The 22,986-nt window shown below is 36.9% G+C and carries 15 protein-coding genes and 4 pseudogenes; 15 read left to right on the top strand and 4 right to left on the bottom strand.

What is annotated here, in order from left to right; genetic code table 11:
* Positions 1 to 4 precede the first annotated feature (4 nt).
* The 6 genes from COE25_RS08265 (at position 5) to COE25_RS08240 (ending at position 7,122) form a co-directional block, all read left to right on the top strand.
* Positions 5 to 1,216 carry an iron-containing alcohol dehydrogenase gene (locus COE25_RS08265; protein WP_098932262.1) on the top strand — a complete coding sequence of 404 codons (1,212 nt, stop codon included), beginning with the start codon at positions 5 to 7 and terminating at the stop codon, positions 1,214 to 1,216.
* 176 nt (positions 1,217 to 1,392) lie between these two features.
* On the top strand, positions 1,393 to 3,297 hold the full coding sequence (locus COE25_RS08260) for an alkyl/aryl-sulfatase (protein WP_098932261.1): 1,905 nt from the start codon (positions 1,393 to 1,395) through the stop codon (positions 3,295 to 3,297).
* Between the two features lie 162 nt (positions 3,298 to 3,459).
* Complete coding sequence (locus tag COE25_RS08255; RefSeq protein WP_098932260.1) at positions 3,460 to 4,731, top strand: MFS transporter; 1,272 nt, start codon at positions 3,460 to 3,462, stop codon at positions 4,729 to 4,731.
* A 100-nt stretch (positions 4,732 to 4,831) separates the two neighbouring features.
* Positions 4,832 to 5,458 carry a hypothetical protein gene (locus tag COE25_RS08250; protein WP_098932259.1) on the top strand — a complete coding sequence of 209 codons (627 nt, stop codon included), beginning with the start codon at positions 4,832 to 4,834 and terminating at the stop codon, positions 5,456 to 5,458.
* A gap of 33 nt (positions 5,459 to 5,491) precedes the next feature.
* Positions 5,492 to 6,025, top strand: a complete 534-nt coding sequence (locus COE25_RS08245; RefSeq protein ID WP_098932258.1) for a polyhydroxyalkanoate biosynthesis repressor PhaR — start codon at positions 5,492 to 5,494, stop codon at positions 6,023 to 6,025.
* A gap of 23 nt (positions 6,026 to 6,048) precedes the next feature.
* Positions 6,049 to 7,122, top strand: coding sequence for an alpha/beta fold hydrolase (locus tag COE25_RS08240; protein WP_257208733.1), 1,074 nt, complete (start codon positions 6,049 to 6,051; stop codon positions 7,120 to 7,122).
* A 134-nt stretch (positions 7,123 to 7,256) separates the two neighbouring features.
* On the opposite strand, the gene COE25_RS08235 is transcribed toward COE25_RS08240, so the two are convergent.
* The gene (locus COE25_RS08235; RefSeq protein ID WP_098932257.1) at positions 7,257 to 8,474 is read right to left on the bottom strand and encodes a helix-turn-helix domain-containing protein; all 1,218 of its coding nucleotides are present in this window, start codon (positions 8,472 to 8,474) and stop codon (positions 7,257 to 7,259) included.
* A 444-nt stretch (positions 8,475 to 8,918) separates the two neighbouring features.
* On the opposite strand from COE25_RS08235, the gene COE25_RS08230 reads away from it, so the two are divergent.
* The 5 genes and pseudogenes from COE25_RS08230 (at position 8,919) to COE25_RS08215 (ending at position 16,632) form a co-directional block, all read left to right on the top strand.
* Complete coding sequence (locus COE25_RS08230; protein ID WP_098932256.1) at positions 8,919 to 13,064, top strand: S8 family serine peptidase; 4,146 nt, start codon at positions 8,919 to 8,921, stop codon at positions 13,062 to 13,064.
* 149 nt (positions 13,065 to 13,213) lie between these two features.
* Positions 13,214 to 13,363, top strand: a pseudogene (locus COE25_RS32210) (MFS transporter); the annotation flags it as partial.
* A 284-nt stretch (positions 13,364 to 13,647) separates the two neighbouring features.
* On the top strand, positions 13,648 to 14,475 hold the full coding sequence (locus COE25_RS08225; protein ID WP_098932255.1) for an electron transfer flavoprotein subunit beta/FixA family protein: 828 nt from the start codon (positions 13,648 to 13,650) through the stop codon (positions 14,473 to 14,475).
* The gene (locus tag COE25_RS08220; protein WP_098932254.1) at positions 14,476 to 15,510 is read left to right on the top strand and encodes an electron transfer flavoprotein subunit alpha/FixB family protein; all 1,035 of its coding nucleotides are present in this window, start codon (positions 14,476 to 14,478) and stop codon (positions 15,508 to 15,510) included. It abuts the gene before it with no gap.
* A 417-nt stretch (positions 15,511 to 15,927) separates the two neighbouring features.
* Positions 15,928 to 16,632 (top strand): DUF421 domain-containing protein, encoded by a 705-nt coding sequence (locus COE25_RS08215; protein WP_098932253.1) that lies wholly within the window; start codon positions 15,928 to 15,930, stop codon positions 16,630 to 16,632.
* A 151-nt stretch (positions 16,633 to 16,783) separates the two neighbouring features.
* Here COE25_RS08215 and COE25_RS08210 read toward each other — a convergent pair whose 3' ends face one another.
* Complete coding sequence (locus COE25_RS08210) at positions 16,784 to 17,383, bottom strand: TetR/AcrR family transcriptional regulator (protein ID WP_098932252.1); 600 nt, start codon at positions 17,381 to 17,383, stop codon at positions 16,784 to 16,786.
* Positions 17,384 to 17,660: 277 nt separating this feature from the next.
* On the opposite strand from COE25_RS08210, the gene COE25_RS08205 reads away from it, so the two are divergent.
* Positions 17,661 to 19,115, top strand: a complete 1,455-nt coding sequence (locus tag COE25_RS08205) for a DHA2 family efflux MFS transporter permease subunit (protein ID WP_257208732.1) — start codon at positions 17,661 to 17,663, stop codon at positions 19,113 to 19,115.
* 71 nt (positions 19,116 to 19,186) lie between these two features.
* Positions 19,187 to 19,945, top strand: a complete 759-nt coding sequence (locus COE25_RS08200; RefSeq protein ID WP_098932250.1) for an SDR family oxidoreductase — start codon at positions 19,187 to 19,189, stop codon at positions 19,943 to 19,945.
* 143 nt (positions 19,946 to 20,088) lie between these two features.
* On the opposite strand, the pseudogene COE25_RS31440 reads toward COE25_RS08200, so the two are convergent.
* Positions 20,089 to 20,241: pseudogene (locus COE25_RS31440) on the bottom strand (transposase); the annotation flags it as partial.
* Between the two features lie 404 nt (positions 20,242 to 20,645).
* A pseudogene (locus tag COE25_RS08190) lies at positions 20,646 to 20,786 on the bottom strand (substrate-binding domain-containing protein); the annotation flags it as partial.
* Here COE25_RS08190 and COE25_RS08185 point away from each other — a divergent pair.
* Positions 20,787 to 21,056 (top strand): annotated as a pseudogene (locus COE25_RS08185) (transaldolase family protein); the annotation flags it as partial.
* A 149-nt stretch (positions 21,057 to 21,205) separates the two neighbouring features.
* Positions 21,206 to 22,978, top strand: a complete 1,773-nt coding sequence (locus COE25_RS08180; RefSeq protein WP_098932248.1) for a cache domain-containing sensor histidine kinase — start codon at positions 21,206 to 21,208, stop codon at positions 22,976 to 22,978.
* Positions 22,979 to 22,986 lie beyond the last annotated feature (8 nt).

Raw genomic sequence — 22,986 nt, 5'->3', positions numbered from 1 at the left:
TTCTATGTCGACGACATCATTTTTTCAATTCTCTGTTCGAACGGTTGTAAATAGCGGGGCGGGATCAAGAACTTTGCTTCCTGAGATGATAAAAGGGCTTGGGGGTAAACGTGCAGTACTTTTCACGGATAAGGGTTTAACCCAGGCCGGAATTACAGCTCAAATTAAAGAATTATTTGAAATCATGCCGGGTAAGCCTGAGCTGGTTGGAGTGTTTGAAGATATCGAACAGGATGCAAAAGGCGAAATTATTAATCGCGGCGCTCGTTTCTTTAAAGAGTGCAACGGTGATTCCTTAATTGCTCTTGGCGGCGGCAGCGTTTTGGATACGGTAAAAGGGATCAAGTGGATGCTCCATAAAGGTTTGGATGATATACGTGATTCACTTCTTACCGGAAATGTGATGGAGTGGTGGCCAGAAGCCCAATATATTTTTATTCCGCATGTAGCTATTGCGACAACGGCGGGAACAGGTGCTGAAGTATCACCGGTAGCCGTAATCCTTAATGAAAAGCTTGGAATAAAAACAAATCTTCTTCATCCATTTATCAATGCAGATATGGCTATTCTGGATCCGGATTTAACGGTAGGGCTTCCTCCTAAAATCACTGCCTTTACAGGATTTGATGCATTAACTCATGCAGTGGAGGCTTATTTTTCACAAAAGGCCAATCCAATGACAGATGCCTATGCAATTCAATCGATTCGAATGATTGTAGACAATTTAGAAACTGCTGTTCGAAAAGGGGACGATCTTTCAGCAAGAGCGAATATGCTAATGGCAAGTTCGATGGCTATTTCTGCTTTTTGCCTTGCGATGAATGCGGTTCCAGTTCATAACATGGCACATGCGTTAGGGGCAAAATTCCATATCCCGCACGGGCTAGCTAACGCTGTATTGTTGCCGAATGTAATGGAGTCCTTACCAATGTACTATTTGCCAAGAATTACAGGGTTTGCCCAAGCGTTGGGTATCGCAAATCCATCAGAACAACCAGAGAAATGTTTAGAGGAAGTTGTCCAATATTTAAGGGATCTCCGCAAAGCAGTGAATTTGCCAGACACTTTTGGTGAATTTGAATGTAACGAAGAGACACTTCAACATTTGGTACCAGCTGTTCATAATGACCCATCCGGAGTTTTCTATAAGATACCAGCCACGATTATCACCAAAGTAATAAATGAAGTTTTCGAGGTACCTGCGATAAAGGCTTAATCTCGTTTACAAGATGTAAAGCGCTAATTTTACATTTCATAATCTGGCAATCTAGTTATATGGAAAACACTTGAAAACTCCTCTTAATGTTTGGTTGGTGACCTGACATTATAGCCAGGTAGTCAAAAGTGTTTTCCTTTTTTTAAATCTTAAAATAATAATCCTTGGAGGTTTGTATGAAAAGTAAAGTTTCAACTCAACCTATGTCCGCATCTTCTTTTACAAAAAAGGCAAATTTAGCAGTGTACGAATCTCTAAATTTTGATGATTTACAGGATTTCGTAGATGCAAACCGAGGCTTTATTGCACCTTTAGAATCCACCATGATTAAGGATGAATCTGGGGAAATCATCTGGGACATCGATAAGTTAGAATTTCTAAACGACACGGCTCCTGACACAGTGAACCCAAGTTTATGGAGAAATGCACAATTACAGGCTATCTCGGGTCTGTTTGAAGTAGTAGAAGGGGTTTATCAAATACGTGGACAATCAATCGCCACCACTTTCTTTTTTGAAGGTAAACAAGGAGTCATTGTCTGTGATGCATTAGGAAGTAATGCATCTGCTAAAGCCGCAATGGAATTATATTTTAATCATCGACCAAGAAAGCCAGTTTCAGCCATCATTATAAGTCAAAGTCATGCGGACCATTTTGGCGGTATTCAAGCCGTTCTAGAATATGCAGAGAATCCAGATATTCCAATTATAGCTCCCCAATATTTTACAGAAGAAGCGTTAAGTGAAAATGTGCTTTTAGGGACAATCATGGCGCGTCGAGCAGAGTATCAGTTTGGTAAAAATTTACCAGACGGCACGAAGGGCTCCGTATCTATAGGTATAGGTAATACGATGAGTTCAGGGACGATGAGTTTTGAGAAACCTACTGTTGAAATAGTAAATGAAATCCAAACGATGGAAATCGATGGGGTAACCTTTCAATTTTTATTAACTCCAAACACAGAAGCACCGGCTGAAATGCATTTTTATATCCAAGATTACAAAGCATTATTTGTCTCAGAGAACGCCAATAAATTGATGCATCAAATTTATACGGTAAGAGGGGCAAAAACCCGGGATGCCCTTCATTGGGCTAATTCACTCGATAAAACCATCGATTTATTTGAAAATGAAGAGATTGATGCATTGCTCATGATTCATGCATGGCCAATTTGGGGTAAGAGTCAGGCATTAAACCATTTGAAATTGCAACGTGATTTATATAAATATATGCACGACCAGACAGTTCGTTTAGCCAATCAAGGATATACGATGGATGAAATAGCTGAAACAATCAAACTTCCAAAAGCATTGGATACTTATTGGGGGAATCGTGGGTATTATGGTACGTTAAAGCATAATTCAAAGGGAATTTACAATTTTTACTTAGGTTATTATAGTGCTCATCCTTCAGATTTAGATCCCTTACCACAAGTGGAAACGGGGCTTAAATATGTAGAATACATGGGTGGGGCGGCTGCTATTTTGCAAAAAGCAAAAGTGGACTTTGAAAATGGTGAGTATCGCTGGGTAGCTCAAGTATTAAAAAATGTCGTAATGGCAGACCCAGAAAATTCGGAAGCAAAAAATTTATTAGCAGATGCATTCGAACAATTAGGATACCAAGCCGAATCAGCCAATTGGCGTAATATTTATCTTGTTGGTGCATCCGAACTAAGGGATGGAATTAATAAAGATAATTCCCCATTAGATGTTTCTGGAATCATTAAAAATATGCCTGTAGATGAATTCTTAAAGCTGATCGCTGTTAAACTAAACGGTCCAAAAGCAGATGGTAAAAAAATAATGTTGAATGTAACGTTATCAAATTCCAACCAACAATATGCTATTTATTTAGAAAATTCTGTTTTAATTTATAAAGCTGGTAAGTTAGATGCTGATCCAGATGTTTCCTTAGCTCTTGATCAATTCACATTCTATGGAATTGGACTTGGCCTCCTTTCACCAGAACAAGCAGTAGCAGCAGGTAAATTAATCATTTCTGGCGACCAAACGAAACTGAATGAATTTTTATCACTTTTAGATGAGTTCGACCGGTTACCAAATATCGTAACTCCTTAACTAACTGAGAAAAATCATTTATGATTCAATTTTTTCACTATAAGCACCTGCTCAATCTTGCGCGCTATTAAGGCGGGCAATGCAGGTGTTTTTTCTCCTTAGGTATGATTGCTAATTTTTATCGAAAAAAATGAATAAATTTGGTGAGAGGCAGGAGTTTGAATGAAAAGTTGGACGAAATGGATTATTTTACTTGCACTTTTTATTATGTCTATTGTTAATTTTGCTGATAAATCCATTACAGGTTTAGCCGGAATTCATATTATGAAGGATTTGAATCTAACTTTCTCTCAATTTGGAATTGTTGGAAGCAGTTTTTTTTGGTTGTTTTCATTAGCTGGAATATTAGGGGCTTCTTTATCAGACCGTTATGGAACGGGAAAGATATTGGCTGTTATGGCGATTATTTGGACCATTTCGCAATCAATGGTGCTGTTTGTTTCAGGCATTCCACTACTTTTATTTACTAGAGTATTACTAGGTATAGGAGAAGGTCCTTTTCAAGCAACTGCTGTCAGTCATATTAGTAAATGGTTTAAACCGGAATCACGTGGATTAGCCATATCAATCTTAAATTTTGGCAATGTTGTGGGCATAGCTGTTACAGCCCCGATAGTGGTTTTTCTAATGTCAAATTATGGTTGGAAACAAACGTTTTTTATTTCTGGCATTCTTAGCTTTGTCTGGTTAATTGGTTGGCTTTGGCTCGGACGGCTGAAATCAGATGTTCCGTTTGAAGAGGAGGGAAGTAAACAGGAAAACAAACAAGAGACAAATAGGAAAGACATCTGGAAAGCGTTACGATCCCCTATTTTTATTTTTACATCCTTAGCGGCATGTATCGGCTTTTCTTTTATTGTCTTTGGACTTACCTTTAATCCCGCCTATTTAATGAAAGTTAAGGGGTTCACCGAACAACAAGCTGGAAAAATTATTGCTATTTCCGGATTAATAGGCGCTATATTTTCATTAGTACTGGCAATCATTTCAGATCGAATATACAAAAAAACTCTAAATTTATGGAAGTCGCGAATTCTTTTTTCTGCCAGTAGTCTGATTCTAGCAGGCATTTTTTACGCGATATATCCCCTTGTTTCTGGGAAGGGTTCGATCATCATCGTCCTTTCTATAGTGTATACGTTAGCAGTTACAGCTGCAAACCTTAATCCTACAGTAATCATTAGTTTACTTCCAGAGCGGAGAGGTGTTATGACAGGTACTTATTATGGAATAATGACATCCTCAGGTATTTTTGCTCCCATTATTTTTGGAAAGCTCATTCAAGCTTCAGGTGCAAATCCAGCAGTGGGTTTTAGCGCATCCATTTATGGAATCTCTGTTGCTTTGGTGGTAACAGCTGTGTTCATGTTCCTTTTCGGAAAGCCAAAACAACGAGTCTCAACTAAGATTGATAAAAGAACAGTGAACCTTTAATGCCAACTTTGATTTGTGATTATTTCACTGGACTAATTACTAACCTAGACTTCAAACTAAACCAAAATCTTTAATAGATTTTTAAAAGGATGGGAGTAAGATGGCTGCAAAAAAAGATAATTTAAAAGAATCATTGAAAGAGGAAAAACAGGACGAAGTAATCACTGTCGATGTCGAAAAAGAAGCATCGCTTTCTAGCCTAGACCTGCTCTGGAGACATGCATTTCATGAATTAGATGAATGGGCAAAGTGTACTGATCATCGCGACGATGTCTGCTTAAAAGAGGTTAGACGATTCTCTGAAAGTGTACAACGGAATCAGGGAAATATTAAAGCAATAGCAGAGCAATTTACAAAGGAATTGACTGAATGGGAAAAGATTGCACGAGATGAATTTTTAATGTCAACCACCACCTTGCAGCATTTCTTTCCGATTCAGTCTTATGAGGAAACGAATGAGCAAATTGATCAGATTCAAAAAAGAGTATTGTCTCTCTTAAGTACTCCGTATCAAACCATTGCAAACTGCCAGTCGATGGAGAAGTACGAAGAAATGATTGATCAATATATGGATCTTAGGAAAAAAGGAAGATCGCAATATATCGAAATAGTTAAACAAGCTGGAAGCCCGCTCTATGAATTTCAAAAAGGATTTGTCAATCTGTTTGCAACACAATTCAAAGAACGTATCTTCCCGCTAAATAAATATATGGAAAAAATGGAATAACCTACAAAGTCTTAATTTAAGGAGAGCATCATTATGTCAAATGAAAAAATCTTTGATCCATTTGTTGGATTCAACCAATTGAGTGAAATGTGGGACAAACAAGTAACTGGCCTATTATATAACCTAACAGACAACAAAGAATTTGTTCGCACAGCAAGTTTCGGTATCAACAACTATTCATTTTCCCTCGAGCGACTTAGAAAGAACCAAGAGCTTTTTGCAGCACTAATGAATATCCCGACAAAGAAAGATGTCGCGAATGCCGCGAAGCAATCTATTCAGACAGAAGAAAAAATTGATATTTTAGAAGAACAAATTTGGAAATTACAAGACAGTGTAAGCTCCATTACGAAAGATAATGTAGGAATGTTCGAAGAAATATTAACTATTGTCATGCAAATGAAGAATGAATTCGAAAGGATGTCCCAAGAGTTGGCGGAAGCCAAAAAAATGAATGATGACCTTCAGGAATTGCGGAAAGAAATAGAGCGGGAAAAGCAGAAAAAAGAACCGGGAAAAAAGCAGGATAAAGATCTAGTGCTCACCGGTATTAATAAAATTAAATAACATCGAGGAGAGCAGTGATAAAAATGAAAGCATTAGGAACAAACCTTTTTCCAATCTTAAACTTAGAAAAAGAAACGAAACGGTGGAACCAGCTTTATAAAATTATGACCGAGCCAAAGCCAGAGATTGTACCTACACCGAGACAGACTGTCTGGAAGAAAAATAAAGCAACCTTATGGTATCATCCTGCAAAGGAAAAAAGACATGCCATCCCCGTATTTCTAGTCTACTCCTTGATAAATAAGGCGTACATTCTTGATATCGGTGAAGGAAGCAGCGTTGTAGGCGGACTTACCGAGCGCGGCTATGATGTCTACCTATTGGATTGGGGGTCCCCTGGGCTTGAAGATTCTGATATCACCCTTGATAATTATATCATTGATTATTTGGAGAACGCCCTTAAACGAGCTTTAAGACATTCAGGTGCAAAGGAAATATCCCTTGCCGGTTATTGCCTGGGTGGAACCATTGCAGCCATCTTGGCTTCCATAACGGAACTGCCAATTAAGAATTTATCCCTTGCAGCCGTTCCAATCGATTTTAGTATCGGCAACTTTCCTGATAAATTGCTGGAAGCACTACAAAAAGGGCAGCTAAGTCTTGACCGTTTTGCCGATGCACATGGGACCATTCCATCAGAAATTATGTATTTGATATTTAGGATGGTATCACCGGGTTTTGCAAGTTCTAAAATCAATCTGGTCACCCGTGCACATGATGAGAAATATGTAGAAAAGTGGCGCCGAATGGATAAGTGGACGAAGGACTCTGCTTCGTTTGCAGGTGCTGCATTCAAACAGATGTTTAACGATCTCTATCAAAAGAACAAACTCTTAAAAGGAGAATTGGTAATTGGCGGCAGGAAGGTGGATTTAAAGAATATAAACTGTCCGCTTTTTGTCTTCTCTTGCTCACGTGACACACTTATATTAGAAAAGCAAAGTCTTCCGTTGATGAACCTTGTTTCAAGTAAGGATAAAACTTATGAGGTGTTTGAAGGTGGACATGTTTCACTGGTCTTGACCGGGGTATTCGCTGAAGTTTGGGACAAGTGGCTTTCGGCTCGATCACAGGAAATTCAAGAAGTACTTGTATAATTTTTAATTTACAAGCATAAAAGATAAGTGGAAAGGATATATATCCTTCCCGCTTATCTTTTATAGGCAGCAAAGTTGAAAAGCCAAGAAGTAACGACAGGAGAAATTGGCCCATTTTTTGATAAAAAAGGTTTTCAATTTATCAATAAATTGGCCATTTTTAATGCTTTACCAGTTTTTTTCTGTTCAAGATAATAATTAAACAATTCTTTTTTTGAACGTTTAATTAAATAAACAAAACCAAATTTTTCAAACAAAGGTAATGAATGTTCTGACAAGTATTGATGGTATTCCTGTTCTTTATCTTGAATTAAAAAACTAAATAAGGTAAATAAGTTAATATATAATGGTTCATTTTTCTTTAGAGCTGTTTCTAGTCCTTCTTTTGCCAGTTGTAATAATTCATCCTTTGGAAGTAAACCCCCATAAAATGCACTGTTTATAAACCCTTCTAAAGAAAGTAAGTATGGGAATGATTCATTATCTTTTAGACTCATTGACTCTTTATAGTATTTATTGGCTGGTTCATAATTTTTTCTTCTATAGTATTCAAAAGCTAAGTTGTGTAATACCCTTGCTTTTCGAGCTGGTGAATGACAAAGGTCACAGCTTTTGATTAAGTTTTTAAACCTCAGAATGGTCTCCTTAAAATCTCCATCATCTTTTACTTGAATCACCATAAGCATTTCTGCATCGATCACTCTAGGATAGTTATTAATTTCTTTAAAAAATTGGCGCGATTTATCTGCGAAAAAATAAGCCATAACGGGTGATTCAATGGAATGATACGCGACTGCTAAATGATAGGTATATTCCTTGTTATTGTAATCTGCTTCATTAATTGATTTTAATGCTTGAATTGCTTTCAGATTTTCATGTTTAGCTAAATAATAAACACCTAAAATATGTTTAAACAAATTAGCTTCGTAGGATGATAATTTATGTTCTTTCTTTTGGATTTCCACAATGATGTCTGATGCTTCCTCGGTCAAATTATGCATTAGTAAATATCTAACCCGAAGTAATTTGTAAAAATAAATATAATCAGAGATTTGTATTAAATCTTCTTGCTCAAGTTCATGATTAATAAGGTCCATTTCTTCAAATAATTGCATGACAAGAACATCATGCCAATGATTTAATCGCTTTTTTATATTTTTAAGTTTTATTATTTCATTTTCGATCGTAATTCCTAGCCGTTCGGATAAAAGAGTGACGATTTCAGGTGCATATTCAGTATGTAATCGTTCTATTTTACTAATATGTGTTCCAGAACAAATCCCTTTTCCTAATTGCTCTTGAGTCATTTGGTATTTTTCCCGATAAAACTTTATGATTTTCCCCTCATACATATTGAAATTCTCCTTTTAGAAAAATTATATTTTGATAGTTTTGAGTATAGGAAAACCAAGATTCCCCCAAGTACAAAAATGATTTTTTCTATATAATATAAAAAATGTCATTTTCTAGTAATATATCTTGCTAAATAATCGTCAATTCTTCAAAGTTTTACAATTTTCTACAAGGTATTCTTCAAATCGTATAGTCGAATTAGGACAACTCGTAGAACAATTCCCCCAATTTACCGTTGAAAAATGCTCGAGTACAATAGGAATTAATAGAGTTATCTAATTATTCATACTCTTATTTTACACTATCTTTCTTTAGGGAGGAAAGCGATGCTCATAGGAATATGTAACCATTTTATTAAGTGAGCCTGCTAGATTGTTATTTTTAAAAAGTAAAAGTGTTAAAATTTGCAGCTGAAATCAAGTTTAAAGAAGGAGCGTTGAATAATGAAACTTCGAAAGAAACAAAAATTTCTAAATGTTATGGCAACAGGTGTAATAGCATCCAGTTTACTTACATCTTATTTAATGCCTCAGCAAAAAACCTATGCTATATCAAATTCTGCAGAATCGATTTTAAAAGGACTAACTGAAGAACAACGACAGTCTATAAAACGATTAACCCCACAAGAAGGATTCATCATTGATCCAAGTTTATTGTCACTTAAAGATAAAACCGCAAATGTCATTGTTGAGTTCAAAACAGCTCCGGTCGAAAATGCCCAGCAGTCAAAATCAAAAGGTACATCTAAAAATAAAGCAGAAAAGATAAAAGGGGAACAAGAACATTTTAAACAACGATTAACTGAAATTTTTAAAAAGAAAGAGGAGTTAAACCAAAATAAAAAAGAAAAGTCAATTAAATATCAAATTAAACAAACTTACCAAAATGTATTTAATGGAATGGCTATGACGATTCCTACAAATGAAATTAATACCTTGCTTGAGACTGGTGTAGTAAAAAGGATTTGGAAAGACAATGTCGTTAGGTTACCAATAAATGAATCGACTACTACTCAAGAACCAACACCTGGAAAAGTAATTCCACCAGCGCTTCCTCATATAGGAGTTGATCGTTTACATAATGAGGGCTTAAAAGGACAAGGAATAAAAGTTGGGGTACTTGATACAGGGATTGACTATAATCACCCTGATTTAAAAGATGTTTATAAAGGCGGATATGATTTTGTCGATAATGACTCCGATCCAATGGAAACAACTAGAGCGAAATGGCTTGCATCTGGTCAACCTGAAACGATAGATGGTAGTTCATACTATACAGAACACGGAACTCATGTTGCTGGAACAATCGCATCTAACCCTAAAAATGATGTTGAATATGCAATGACAGGTGTAGCTCCGAATGTTGACTTGTATGCATATCGAGTATTAGGAGAATATGGATCAGGATATGATTCATCGGTTATCGCAGGAATAGAAAGAGCTGTAGAAGATGGAATGGATGTTATTAATCTATCATTAGGTAATGGTAATAATCATTCCCTAGACGCTACATCTGTAGCAATCAACAATGCCGCATTAAAAGGGGTCATACCAGTAATAGCCGGAGGAAATGCAGGGCCAAATCCTGGTACGTTAGGTTCACCAGGTGCTTCTCCACTAGCAATCACTGTTGGTGCTAGTGATGTGCCGACTGATATTCCAACCGTTAAAACAAGTTTGGCAGATATTTCAGTTCAAAATACTTTAATGGGGCATGGCCTTGGTATGGATTATCTAAAGTTAATGGATAAAGAGTATGATGTCGTTGAAGTAGGAATTGGTACAGAAGAGGATTATACTGACAAGGAGATTAATGGAAAAGTGGCATTAATTTCTCGTGGCACGATCTCATTTGATGAAAAAATCCGACGAGCTCATGATAAAGGTGCTGTAGCTGTATTGATATACAATAATGAGGATGGAGAAATTCCATTTTTCTTGGGTGAAAATCATGGCTATGTCCCAACATTTAAAATGTTACAGGCCGACGGAGTAAAACTTTCAGAAAAATTAAAAGCAGATCCTACAGCTAAACTTAAATTAACAGACTTACAGTCAAATATGTCTACAGGTGATGTGTTAGCAGATTTTAGTTCACGTGGACCAGTAAATAATAACTTTGATATCAAGCCAGATGTAGTAGCACCTGGAGTCTCGACATTCTCAACTGTTCCAGAATATATTAATAGTCCAGAAAATGGTGTCGATTATTCTAGTGGTTATGCGAGTTTAAGCGGAACTTCCATGGCAACACCACATGTAGCTGGAGTTGCAGCCTTATTATTACAATCACATCCAGATTATACAGTTGCAGATGTAAAGGCAGCGCTAATGAATACTGCTGATCCATTAAAAGGTCGTACGTACAATGTGAATGAAGTTGGTGCAGGACGTGTAGATGCTTATGAGGCAGTTCACAATACAACGTTAGTTGAAGTACAAAATAAGACGACTACTTTAGATGAAAATGGATTAAAAATTGAAATCGATGACATTTCAGGATCTCTACCTTTTGGTAGTATTGCACAATCAAGTGAAACTCAAAATAGGACAACCTCGATTTCTATTAAGAATTTAAGTAGTGAACTAGAAACATATCATACAAGGGTAGAATTTTTAACAATCGATGGTGTCTCAAGAGAAGCTGGTAAGAATGGTGTGACGCTTCAATTACCATCGACGATTGAATTGAATGGAAAGGAGAGTAAAAATATTAATGCTGAAATATCAATTCCAGCTAATGCAGAATTTGGTATATATGAGGGTTATATTTATATTGAAAATGAATCGAAAACTGCAGAATATCAAATTCCTTTCCATGTTCGTTATTCTAAACCTGGATTTGAAAAATTAGAGTTTTTTAAACATGCCATAACGAATGACCTTAGTAACTTTCATCCGTATATCGAGCCGTTTACACCAGTCAGTTTCAAGTTAAATAGTCATATGAAAACGATTGATGTAGTGGTTAGCGATCTAGATGGAAAACCAATTGGGTTTTATGGCACATTTAATTTAGAAAATGCTGCAGTTGATACGGAGTACTTAATATTTTTCGGATTTTCTGGTGAGGTAAAATATTTTACCGGTGATCCGAATAAACCTTTATCACTTGAATATGAACCACTTAAAGAAGGTAAATACATTGTTTCTTATATTGGTACAGGGGTAGATGGTAAAACATATAAAATCGATAATGACATGGTGATCGATAATACCGCTCCAACCCTGGAATTTGATAAGAAAACAGGAATCAAAGAGCTTTCCAGTTCTGATTTAACAACTGAAAATTATGACGGACAAGATTATACAGCATATTGGGTGCATGGAAAATTGTATGATGATACGATTGACTATTTAAAAAGTAGAGGACATGACATCACTCAAGAGGCAAATACCGCGTACGCCTATCAAGACTCATATTGGCCAACAGCTGAATTTTTCCCAAATGCAAATGGTGAATTTAAATTTGGTGTCTTACCAGAAGAATATGCAAACTATCCAACAAATGTAGCCATCTATACTTATGACTACGCTACTGCAGGAAATCCGACTTTCCCAGACTTTACTTTTATTAATAAAGGGGATAAATATTCCACAATAAAACCAAATTCAAAAAGTGTAAGTCTTGGATCGGAATTTGTGAATACATTTACAGTTCAAAACGCGAAAGATTTAACAAGTGCTTCTGTAACAATCGATGTCCCTAATTTCTATAAAGTTGTAGACGTTAATCCATCAAAACAGCTAGTGGATCTTGCAAAGAAAAATAATTGGACTATTAATGTCGCAAAGCCACAAATTACAGAAAACACGTGGTCTAATCTTTCAGCATTTGCTGTAGATATTTCAGACAAAAAGACAAAATTACCAGTTTCCATTAATGATGATATTGATTTATTGGATATCACATTAAAAGTAGTTGATGACCATAATTACATGGTAGAAAGTGCATTCTATTATCAAGAATCTTCCTATCAAACAAGCTCTGGTAGTAAGTCTTCTTTACCTACATTTGCTGAAAGGTTTAAATTCATTTCTCAGCACTCATGGTTCGAAGGGTACTATCATGGTGAAGCAGTTAATTTAGATAATTATGATTTAGATTATTCAAAGATTGGAACAAAAGCTTATCTAGTTGATAATAAAGGTAAAAAGTACCTTGCTGATATTTCAGAAAATGGTTATATGACAATAACGGATATTCCTGCAACGAAGGATGAATATACATTAATTGTCGATATTCCTGGGCATTTCCAATACAGCAAAAAAATAACTTTAAGCAGGACGATCGATGGAGTAGTCCAAGGTATTTTCTATAATGTCTATACGGATACGGCTGCTGCTGGAGATGTCAACGGAGATCATGTAATCGATATTTATGATGCGAAGCTTGTTGCAAACAATGCTGGAATTACAGGGGATAGATTGAAAGAAGATCTTAACAAAGATGGAGTCGTTGACATTATTGACTTTAACTTCGTCGAAAAGAACTTCATGTCCATCAATCCATACTTCCCAACGTCCAATAAACCAGTTGAAAAAACTAAAGATCTAACATTAGAAGAATTGAAAAAAAGTTTTAATTAAGAAAGAGGGTGCCTTTTTTTCAAAGGCATCCTTTTAAGATTGTATTCATATTTAGTCCCATGTCATCGTTTCCGCAACCTTTACAATGTATTCCAATTTTTAGGTATGCATAGGTTTCTCCTTTTTAAATAGAAGTGAAGCTTATATAGGCCTTGATGATGATGCCTATACAGACCGCTGGTTTGAATCAATTGCCACAAGGGTTAAATGCACACGGAACAGCCATAAGCAAAACCATTCGGCAGGTTGCTGATGCCGTCGGTACTTCGCTTCTAGTTACCGTTATGTCGGACCGAACAATCTTACCTTCTTTATCAAGAAGGTAAAACAAGACTCGGAATCAGAATCTAAAGCGAGTTTGGAAAAGGTAACAATAAAAAATCTACGAACAAACTAAATGGAGCTTTCATTGTGGCAGTTTTTTTAAATTTTTACATAGATATTTATCAGAAAATTCGAATGTATGGACATCTCCTTTAATAAAGTAAATGTAAACGGGCGTAAAAAGGCTTTCAGCCGAAAAGTTTCATATTGAGGTAAGTAAAGGAACCATGTTCTTTTTTAAATAAAAGGGAGGGGTAAAATGCTGCATATTGTAGCCTGTATCAAGCAAGTACCTGACACCAAAATTATCAAGATGAACCCAAAAACAAACACGATGGATCGGAGGACGGCGCCTGCGATATTGAACCCGTATGATGCCCATGCCGTTGAAGAGGCGGTTCGTCTAAAGAATAGGTATGGGGGAATCGTATCTGTTGTTACAATGGGGCCGCCTCCAGCGGTGACCGCAATTAAAAAGTGTATTGAAATAGGCGCCGATGAGGGCTATTTAATCACGGACCGCCGGTTTGCGGGAGCGGATACATTGGCAACGAGCTATGCAGTGACAAAGGCGATTGAAAAAATAGGAAAACAACAGCCCGTAGATTTGATCATTTGCGGAAAAATGTCCATTGATGGAGATACCGGGCAAGTCGGACCCGGAATTGCACGAAGGCTCGATATTCCACCGCTGACTTCTGTGAACAAAGTAGTGGAAATTAATCAAGAAGATGGATATGCCATTGTCCATCGCAAGTTGGAGGATGGATATGAAGTCGTCCGGTCCACATTGCCGTGTTTGTTTTCCGTTGAAAAAACAATCAATGAAGTGCCGTATTCTCCGTTTCCAAACATGATAAAAGCTGCTAGATATAAACCTCATATCTGGTCTGTTGATGACCTGGAAGAGGTTGATGTGAAGCAGCTGGGTTTGAAGGGATCTCCAACGATTGTCTCCAAAGTTTGGGCTCCGCAAAAACCGGCAGGGGGAACATTCCTTGAAGGCAACCCAACGTCACAAGTAGAGCAATTGCTCTCAGTCCTTCTTGAAAAGAAAGAACTGTTTGAAACAAAGGAGGGAGTGTAATTGGATTTCCAAGATTACAAAGGTGTTTGGGTATTCATTGAACAAAAAGATGAAGTGGTGGCTTCTGTATCCCTCGAACTTTTGGGGGCCGGTCGAAAGTTGGCAGACAAACGGGGAGTGGAATTGGCGGGTATTCTAATCGGGGAAAATGTTAAGAATTTAACAAAAACCGTATTTGAATATGGAGCAGATTCAGTCTATGTATATGATCAACCCATTTTTAAACATTACCGGACCGAGTCCTACATGAAGGCGCTACTGGAATGCACGGAAAAATATAAACCAGAAATTATCCTCTACGGGGCCACCTCAACAGGAAAAGATCTGGCAAGTGCGGTAGCCACCGATATGCCGACAGGTTTGACAGCGGATACGACGGAGCTGGATGTTGAAGAGGAAACAGGGTTACTATTGGCGAGCAGGCCGGCTTTTGGCGGAAATATTATGGCGACCATTTTATGTAAAAAATACCGACCCCAAATGGCGACAGTCCGCGCCAAAGTCATGAAAGCGCTAACCCAGGAGTCTGGGAGAACAGGCAAGATGATTGAAGAAACAATTTCCCTAAAGGAAGAAGATATTCGGACAAAAGTATTGGAAATTGTTAAGGAAACGGTAAAGAAAGTAAGAATCGATGAGGCGGACATTATTGTTGCAGGCGGAAAAGGATTAGGGAGTTACGAAGGGTTTCAGTTAATACACCAATTGGCGGAAACTCTTGGAGGAGCGGTGGGTGCCAGCAGGGATGTGGTGGAAGCAGGTTGGATCGACCACGCTCATCAAGTAGGCCAAACCGGGGTGACGGTAACTCCAAAAATATATTTTGCAATTGGAATTTCCGGTGCGATTCAACATATTGTGGGAATGAAAAATTCTGGTTTAATTATTGCCATTAATAAGGACAAAGAATCCCCCATTTTTCAGAACTGTCATTATGGAATTGTTGGTGATGCCTTTGAGATAGTTCCTATACTAATCGAACAGTTTAAAAAGGCATTATCCAGAGAAAAGGTAAGCAATAACAGCGAAGGTTGATGGAATGATGCCGGGGCGAGAAACATAAAACAGAAATTCTCAAAAAGGTCGGAGACGTAAGTTCCCACAATGAATTATTTGTTACACGATAACTCTATAATAAAGCCTCACGGTGAATTTTCACCCATGAGGCTTTTTCCTATATATACCTATAATTGAAGCCTAATGAAATCTGAAATAGATGGATAAATAAATTAGCTTATTGGAAAGATAAATTAATTAAATGGGGATATTTTATGATAAAAACAGCCTTTTGCCATCATTCTCTTTAATTCCATTCTTTCATATCTAATTAAGTGCTGACAAAAAATAATTAACGATACTTGGATGTTTACATTTCTTTTAAGCTGCTGTTTTATACTATAGTTGAGTTCAAATACAAGATAGTTAAACAATATCGGTAAACAGGAGATTTAAATGCAAGATACACTTATACCCATTCTGAGAACAGCTGTCAGCTTTATGCTTTTAATACTTGTTACTCTGGTTATTGGAAAGCATATTAACTCTCATAAAAACCACTATAGCTTTGCCTTATCTATTACGATTGGTTCCTTTATAGCTAACATGGGGTTTGATACGAATTTAAAGTTCAAAGAAATGCTAATTTCATTTCTCGTATTAGTTTTAATGTTTTATTTGTTCATGGTGTTATCTTCTAGGAGTCGAAGTTTTAGAAAATGGTTATCTGGTAGACCTACCCTGCTAATAGAAAAAGGAAAATTACTAGACAATAATATGAAAAAGGTAAAGTTCTCGATTGACGACCTTAATCAGCTTTTGAGGGAAAAGGATATCTTTAATATATTTGAAGTGGAATACGCATTACTAGAAGTGAACGGGGAATTATCCATTCTTAAAAAGATACCGTTTCAAAATGTAATAAAAAAAGATTTAAATTTTCCCAATTCATCAGAGGCGCTGCCAGTTGAACTAATTATGGACGGGAAAATCATCGAAAAGAACGCTACTGGCATCTATAACCGTGAGTGGATTGAAGCTGAATTCAAAAGAAGAAATTTACGAATAGAAGAAATATATTATGCTGTAGTCAATAGCGGTGGTTACCTTTTTGTAGACAAATATGAAGATAAAATAACTTCACCTACAGATGTTGAATAATTTGGAAAGGCTAATTGAAAATAGGAAGGCAACCATTCGGTTTATACGAACAAAAAATCCCCGGAATTTATCAAAAGGGGATTTTTTGTTTGCATAGGAAAAGCCCAGTAGTTAACAACTACCAAAAAGGTCCAACTGGTATATCGCTTCTTTATGTTGATTTCCTATTTTCCTTACTTAAATGAAAAAGCATATACAACTGCTGAGCAAGAAATTGCGGTGTATAAGGCATGTCCTTACGCAACCAAGCTACGATCGTGCCGATAAGAGCTGAAGAACCATGCCAAATAGCAATATCCCTTTGGATATCGGTAGTAGCGAGCAAGGAGTCTATCTCTGTTCTCTCTGTTATTGATTTAGTTAGGATATTTAATAACCGCTCTGTAAAGATTGGCGTTCGTGTGGAACCAAGAACAACTTTATAGAATTTGGCATTCTCGGCTATATGTTCAAGCAGGTTTATTAGCTTCAACGAATCAATTTCTTCAGTTGAATTCATGTTTGTTGTCGTACGCATCATAATGCACTCAATATCCTGTGCCATTTCCTGCGCCATTTTCTCCAACATGTCTTGTATATCATGATAATGCAGATAAAACGTAACACGGTTGATGGTTGCGCGTTCCGCAATCCTGTTAACCGTTATTTTATTTAATTCCAATTCCTGCAGTAAATCTATTAAAGCGTCTTTTATTAATTGGCGTGTACGAAGTACCCGAGGATCTACTCGCTTCTTTTCATTGTCCTTCATGTCTAATCACCCTTCCTATTAATTGGTAATTTACAATAATTTTAGTTCTGTCTATTTTTTGGGGATTTCTCAACAAAATTGAAATAAGTGATAACTAATTTACACTTCTTAAGAAATTGTCTGTTGTCAGAACCCACGGTCTTATTATAATGTAATTTATACAATGTTAATTATTAAACACATTGTAAAAAAAGTCTATATTCAAGTTAGAAAGGATAGGAGAGAATTGAAAAATAATCCTAAAACTGTCACAAATTCGATAAAAAAAGGACCTATTATGTTCATTATGATTTTAGGTGCTTTCATTGCAACCTTAAATCAAACACTCATGAGCGTCGCCACTCCCGAACTAATGGTTGAATTTAAAATCTCAGCTGCAACAGCACAGTGGTTAACGACAGGTTATATGCTCGTAAACGGTGTCTTGATTCCCATTACCGCCTATTTAATGCAGCGGTTTACCACACGTCAGCTTTTTCAAGCTTCCATGTTTATCTTTCTAGCCGGAACCATCGTTTCAGCTATTGCAACGGGATTTCCTTTATTATTGACCGGACGCATGATTCAGGCGGCTGGTGCAGGAATCATCATGCCGCTGCTTACGAATGTGATTCTGACCATATTTCCTCCCAACAAACGAGGAGCTGCTATGGGGATGGTCGGGCTTGCGATTATTTTCGCCCCAGCCATTGGGCCTACAATTGCCGGTTATATTATTGAAAACTACAAATGGGAAACGATGTTTTACGGGATGATTCCATTTGCTGTCATTGTTATTGTATTGGGATTCATTTATCTCCGAAATGTATCCAATCCAATCAAGACAAAACTGGATATCCTAAGTGTCGCACTCTCTACCATTGGTTTCGGTGCATTACTTTATGGTTTCAGCCGAGCTGGAAGCCTTGGATGGTCGGACATGGAGGTACTAAGTACGATGGCTGTAGGCATCTTTGCCCTAGTACTCTTTTCATGGAAGCAGATGAAATCGCAAAATCCACTGCTTGACTTGCGTGCATTCAAGTACAATATGTTCTCCTTAACAACAATTATCAATATCGCGGTTACCATGGTGATGTATGCAGATATGATGCTGCTTCCGCTTTACCTTCAGAATATCCGTGGTTACACAGCTATTGAGTCCGGTCTACTCCTTCTTCCAGGTGCGCTAATAATGGGCTTCCTTATGCCAGTTACAGGGAAGTTGTTCGATCGCTTTGGCGCAAAATGGCTAACTGTTATCGGAATGATAATTACCATTCTGACAACGATGGGCTTTACCAACTTGACAGATTCGACAAGCTATACCTTTTTGGTTCTGATGTCAACAGGGCGTCGCATTGGGATGGCCTTGATGATGATGCCTTTACAGACCGCTGGTTTGAATCAATTGCCACAAAAGTTAAGTGCTCACGGAACAGCCATAAGCAATACAATTCGGCAAGTGGCTGGTGCCGTCGGAACTTCACTTCTAGTTACCGTTATGTCAGACCGAACGAAATCACATCTGCAGGATATGGCTCCTAATGCAGCTGCTAAAGGCTTTACCCAAGGGCAGCTTATTAAGGAAGCCACCATTCAGGGTATTAATGACGCCTATCTTGTCATTATTGGGATCGGCATTATCGGATTACTTCTTTCCTTCTTTATCAAGAAGGTTAAACAAGCATCCGAAATAGAGCCCAAAGCAACTTTGGGAAAGGTACCACAAAGAAGCTTGGAAACTACCTAACTTAACCAACATCCATTGTATGGAGAAGTTTAATAGAGCATAGAAAATTATAAACAATTGGAGGAATTGATTTGAGACTTCAAAATAAGGTTGCCGTAGTAACCGGTGCTGCTTCTGGGATGGGAAAAGCCATTGCGATTCTTTATGCGAAAGAAGGAGCAAAAGTAGTAGTTTCTGATATCAACATTGAAGCCGCAACTATTACAGTAGATGAAATAAAGTCTAATGGTGGGGAAGCAATAGCGGTTATGTCCAATGTTGCGAAAGAAGAAGATATACAAAATCTGATTAACACAGCAGTTAATACTTTTGGAACATTAGACATCTTAGTCAATAATGCAGGAATAATGGATAACTTTGAACCTGCTGGTGAAATAGAAGATAAGAAATGGGAGAGAGTTTTTGCGATTAATACTACGAGTGTCATGCGTGCAACACGTAAAGCCTTACCTATCTTTTTAGAAAAACAATATGGGGTTATTATTAATGTCGCTTCAGCTGGTGGACTTCAAGGAGCTAGAGCAGGAGCCGCTTATACAGCATCTAAGCATGCTGTTGTTGGTTTTACAAAAAATACTGGATTTATGTACGCAACAAAAGGTATTCGTTGCAACGCAATTGCGCCAGGTGGAGTTGAAACAAACATCAGTTCATCCATGACGGGTGTTAACGAATTTGGTATGGGGCGCATTCAAGCAGGATTAGGAATAAATCCACGTGTAGGTAAACCAGAAGAAATTGCAAATATAGCTCTTTTTCTTGCTTCTGATGAATCAAGCTTTGTTAATGGAACAGTTATTACGGGGGATGCAGGTTGGACCGCTTATTAATTTAGTACATTAATAAATGTGTTAAAACCGTCGAGATTTATCTTGACGGTTTTTGTTTTTTTTTAGGTTATGAAACATTGTTCTTAAACTAAACCAGTAAATAGTTTGTCAACATTTTTAATAAAAAGATTAATAACCTCATGCGTTTTTAATTTGTCATAATACTCGACGATATGATTGTGTCCGCTACGTCTTTGCTTAAGCATATTCTGGATTATTAGGAAGAGCAGCTTTCGTAAGAGCTTATTACCACGCTTATTAATTTTATCCTTAAAAAAGGTTTTTCCTGATTTAAATAAGGTAAGTGAAGAAGGTCAGTTTTATATACGGATTCAAAATCCAAAATAGGCCACGACCCATTCTTTATTTCTACTATATAAAAAAATAGTAGTGCTAACCAATGCCTTGGGTTGCACTACTAATCTTAGTATGTTTTATGGGATGGTGCCATTCACATTTTCCATAGACCACTTTCAATGATAATTAAGCTATCATCCGTCTTGGATGTGATAAATGAAATGGACCATTAGACTCTGTAAAAGTCTGATGATCTATTTTATTTATTGTCATATTGTGACGATTTAACAATATTAACTTTGTACCTTCACAAATGAAGCAGTAGAATTTCTAATCACTAATTTAGGTTCATTTTCTATGGATGGAGGTAGATCCCCTTTTTCTCAACAGCAGAAACAATTCATTTAGCTGCTTCAATGCCCATTTCCATTTTAGGATGGCCAATAGATGTTAGTTTTACTTCTGTTGCCACTGCGAAAGATGAATCATCAAAGCCCACGATTGATATATCCTCAGGTACATGTAGTCCAAGCAGTCTTACCAGATTTCCTTAGTAGCTAAAGAAGGAGTTAAATTTGAAGATCGCATAGCAGAAATTTGTCAATCCGTCCCAGAAGTTGAATCTGTTTCAGCAGAAGTAACTCCTGATGCTGTGACTGCTGAAGAAATGATTGCTCAGGCAGAAGAGCTGATTACCATAAATGGCGGCGATAAAAAGGTAACGATTAAACTTCCTATGACGCTGGAAGGTTTAGAAGTGTGTCGTTACCTAACAAACAAAGGTAAATATCAATATATTATTTTGTTTAATATTTTTGTATAATACATAACAAGAGTCTATATATCGGGATAAAATGTGTATAACTGTTGGGAAAGCCCAGTAAATGTCACTGATAACATCTTTTTGAAAGGGTATTCATCATTGGAAATAAATTTTTTACTTCAAATTAACAGGAGGGATAGATCATTTATTGGTTTTTTAGAAACAAATCTTTATATTTTAAGCTTATTTGTATATTTATAACAATTATCTTACTATCTATAACCATCTCCACAGCATTACCGGCTCATCAATATTCAAAGCAGATTGAACAGCAAGCGAATGATCATACGAGGAAAGATATTGAGCAAGTGAAAAAAAATATTGAGTCACATATTAAGGAATTAGAAAATATTACAGAGTATTTAAGCAGGACCGAAAATGTAAGCGATTTTTTGCTCGCACAAAAGCCCGCTGCTGGTCTGCAATCTAAAATAAAAACGCAGATGAAAATGTATACGGATACACACCCAGAGATTGCTGGGGTTTTAATAGTTAACAAGTCCGACTTGTTAATAAGTAATGAAATGTCCAGAACGACAAGGGATCCTCTAACCAATGAGAGTTGGTATAAGCAAGCAGCTAATGCTCCTTCTGTGATTCATTTGGAAAGCAGGCCAATCGGCAGGAACCTCACCACAAGTCCAAAATACAGCGCGGATGAAGTGCTGTCAGTTACCAAAGCGGTCATAAATGAAAAAACAGGTGAAGTTTTGGGAGTTATTCTGATAGATTGGAAGCTTGATACAATTAATAATGAAATACGGAACATGGGCTTTGGTGCGCATGGATTTGTATACGTTTTAGATGAACAGTCTCGTATAGTGTATACCCCAGTTAATAAAATCGTATATCGTATAAAGGATTCTTGGTTCAATAATAGAAAATCAGGAAGTTTTATTAAAAACATTCATGATACTGATTTCCAGGTGATGTATGACTACTCTGAATATACTAGATGGAAGATTGTTGGAGTTTTCTCAATTAATGAAACCCTTGCTTTTATAAAGGATATGAGATGGACTGCTGGAATTATTGCAATGGTTGTGTTGATTCTGGCAATTTTTGCAGCCGCTTTTTTCACATCGTCGATTACAAGGCCTCTCAGTCAACTTAGCTCGCTAATGAAAAAGGCAGCACAAGGAGACTTGGACAATAAATTTGAAAGTAAAAATGAAGATGAAATTAAGCAGCTTGGAGACAGTTTTAATAGCATGATTGAATCGATTAAAAACCTTCTCAATCTCATTAATTTGATAGAGAAACGAAAGCGTGAGGCAGAGTTAAAGGTTCTGCAAGAGCAAATTAAGCCTCATTTTCTTTACAACACATTTGATACCATTAAGTGGATGGCCATGGAATATCAAGCAAAGGACATTATGGACGTGATTGATGCGTTGACAAAACTTTTTCGGATTGGGTTGAGTAAGGGAAAAGAAAGTATAAAAGTATCAGAAGAGATTGAGCACATAAAAAGTTATCTGATTATTCAGATGACTAGATATGAGGATAAGTTTGATTATGTTATCGATGTACAGGAGGAGGCTAAAGAACTTTTTGTTCTCAAACTCATCTTGCAGCCTTTAGTAGAAAACTCGATTTACCATGCGATAAAAACCAAGAGAGGTCGAGGAAAAATATTAATTCAAGTAAAGATCATTGATAACAAGCTATTTCTAAGTGTAACGGATGATGGAAATGGAATGAATCCAGAAATGATAACAAAATTAAATCAACGTCTGCAAAAAACAGGGATGATAGGCGGTGCAGATTCGGGTGGATATGGCATGTTGAATGTAAATGAAAGAATTAAGCTCTCTTTTGGAAATGACTATGGTTTAATCGTTCACAGCATAGAAAATAATGGTACAACGGTAGAGATTTGGCACCCAATCGTCCGAGAGGGGTTAAGCTGATAGGTTTT

This window comes from Bacillus sp. AFS031507, from assembly GCF_002584635.1.
GTDB lineage: Bacteria > Bacillota > Bacilli > Bacillales > Cytobacillaceae > Neobacillus.
This window is presented reverse-complemented; position numbering and strand designations above follow the sequence as displayed.

Coding starts and splice junctions, on each gene's coding strand:
- COE25_RS08265 (WP_098932262.1), top strand. CDS start 5: ATGTCGACGACATCATTTTTTCAATTCTCTGTTCGAACGGTTGTAAAT.
- COE25_RS08260 (WP_098932261.1), top strand. CDS start 1,393: ATGAAAAGTAAAGTTTCAACTCAACCTATGTCCGCATCTTCTTTTACA.
- COE25_RS08255 (WP_098932260.1), top strand. CDS start 3,460: ATGAAAAGTTGGACGAAATGGATTATTTTACTTGCACTTTTTATTATG.
- COE25_RS08250 (WP_098932259.1), top strand. CDS start 4,832: ATGGCTGCAAAAAAAGATAATTTAAAAGAATCATTGAAAGAGGAAAAA.
- COE25_RS08245 (WP_098932258.1), top strand. CDS start 5,492: ATGTCAAATGAAAAAATCTTTGATCCATTTGTTGGATTCAACCAATTG.
- COE25_RS08240 (WP_257208733.1), top strand. CDS start 6,049: ATGAAAGCATTAGGAACAAACCTTTTTCCAATCTTAAACTTAGAAAAA.
- COE25_RS08235 (WP_098932257.1), bottom strand. CDS start 8,474: ATGTATGAGGGGAAAATCATAAAGTTTTATCGGGAAAAATACCAAATG.
- COE25_RS08230 (WP_098932256.1), top strand. CDS start 8,919: ATGAAACTTCGAAAGAAACAAAAATTTCTAAATGTTATGGCAACAGGT.
- COE25_RS08225 (WP_098932255.1), top strand. CDS start 13,648: ATGCTGCATATTGTAGCCTGTATCAAGCAAGTACCTGACACCAAAATT.
- COE25_RS08215 (WP_098932253.1), top strand. CDS start 15,928: ATGCAAGATACACTTATACCCATTCTGAGAACAGCTGTCAGCTTTATG.
- COE25_RS08210 (WP_098932252.1), bottom strand. CDS start 17,383: ATGAAGGACAATGAAAAGAAGCGAGTAGATCCTCGGGTACTTCGTACA.
- COE25_RS08205 (WP_257208732.1), top strand. CDS start 17,661: ATGTTCATTATGATTTTAGGTGCTTTCATTGCAACCTTAAATCAAACA.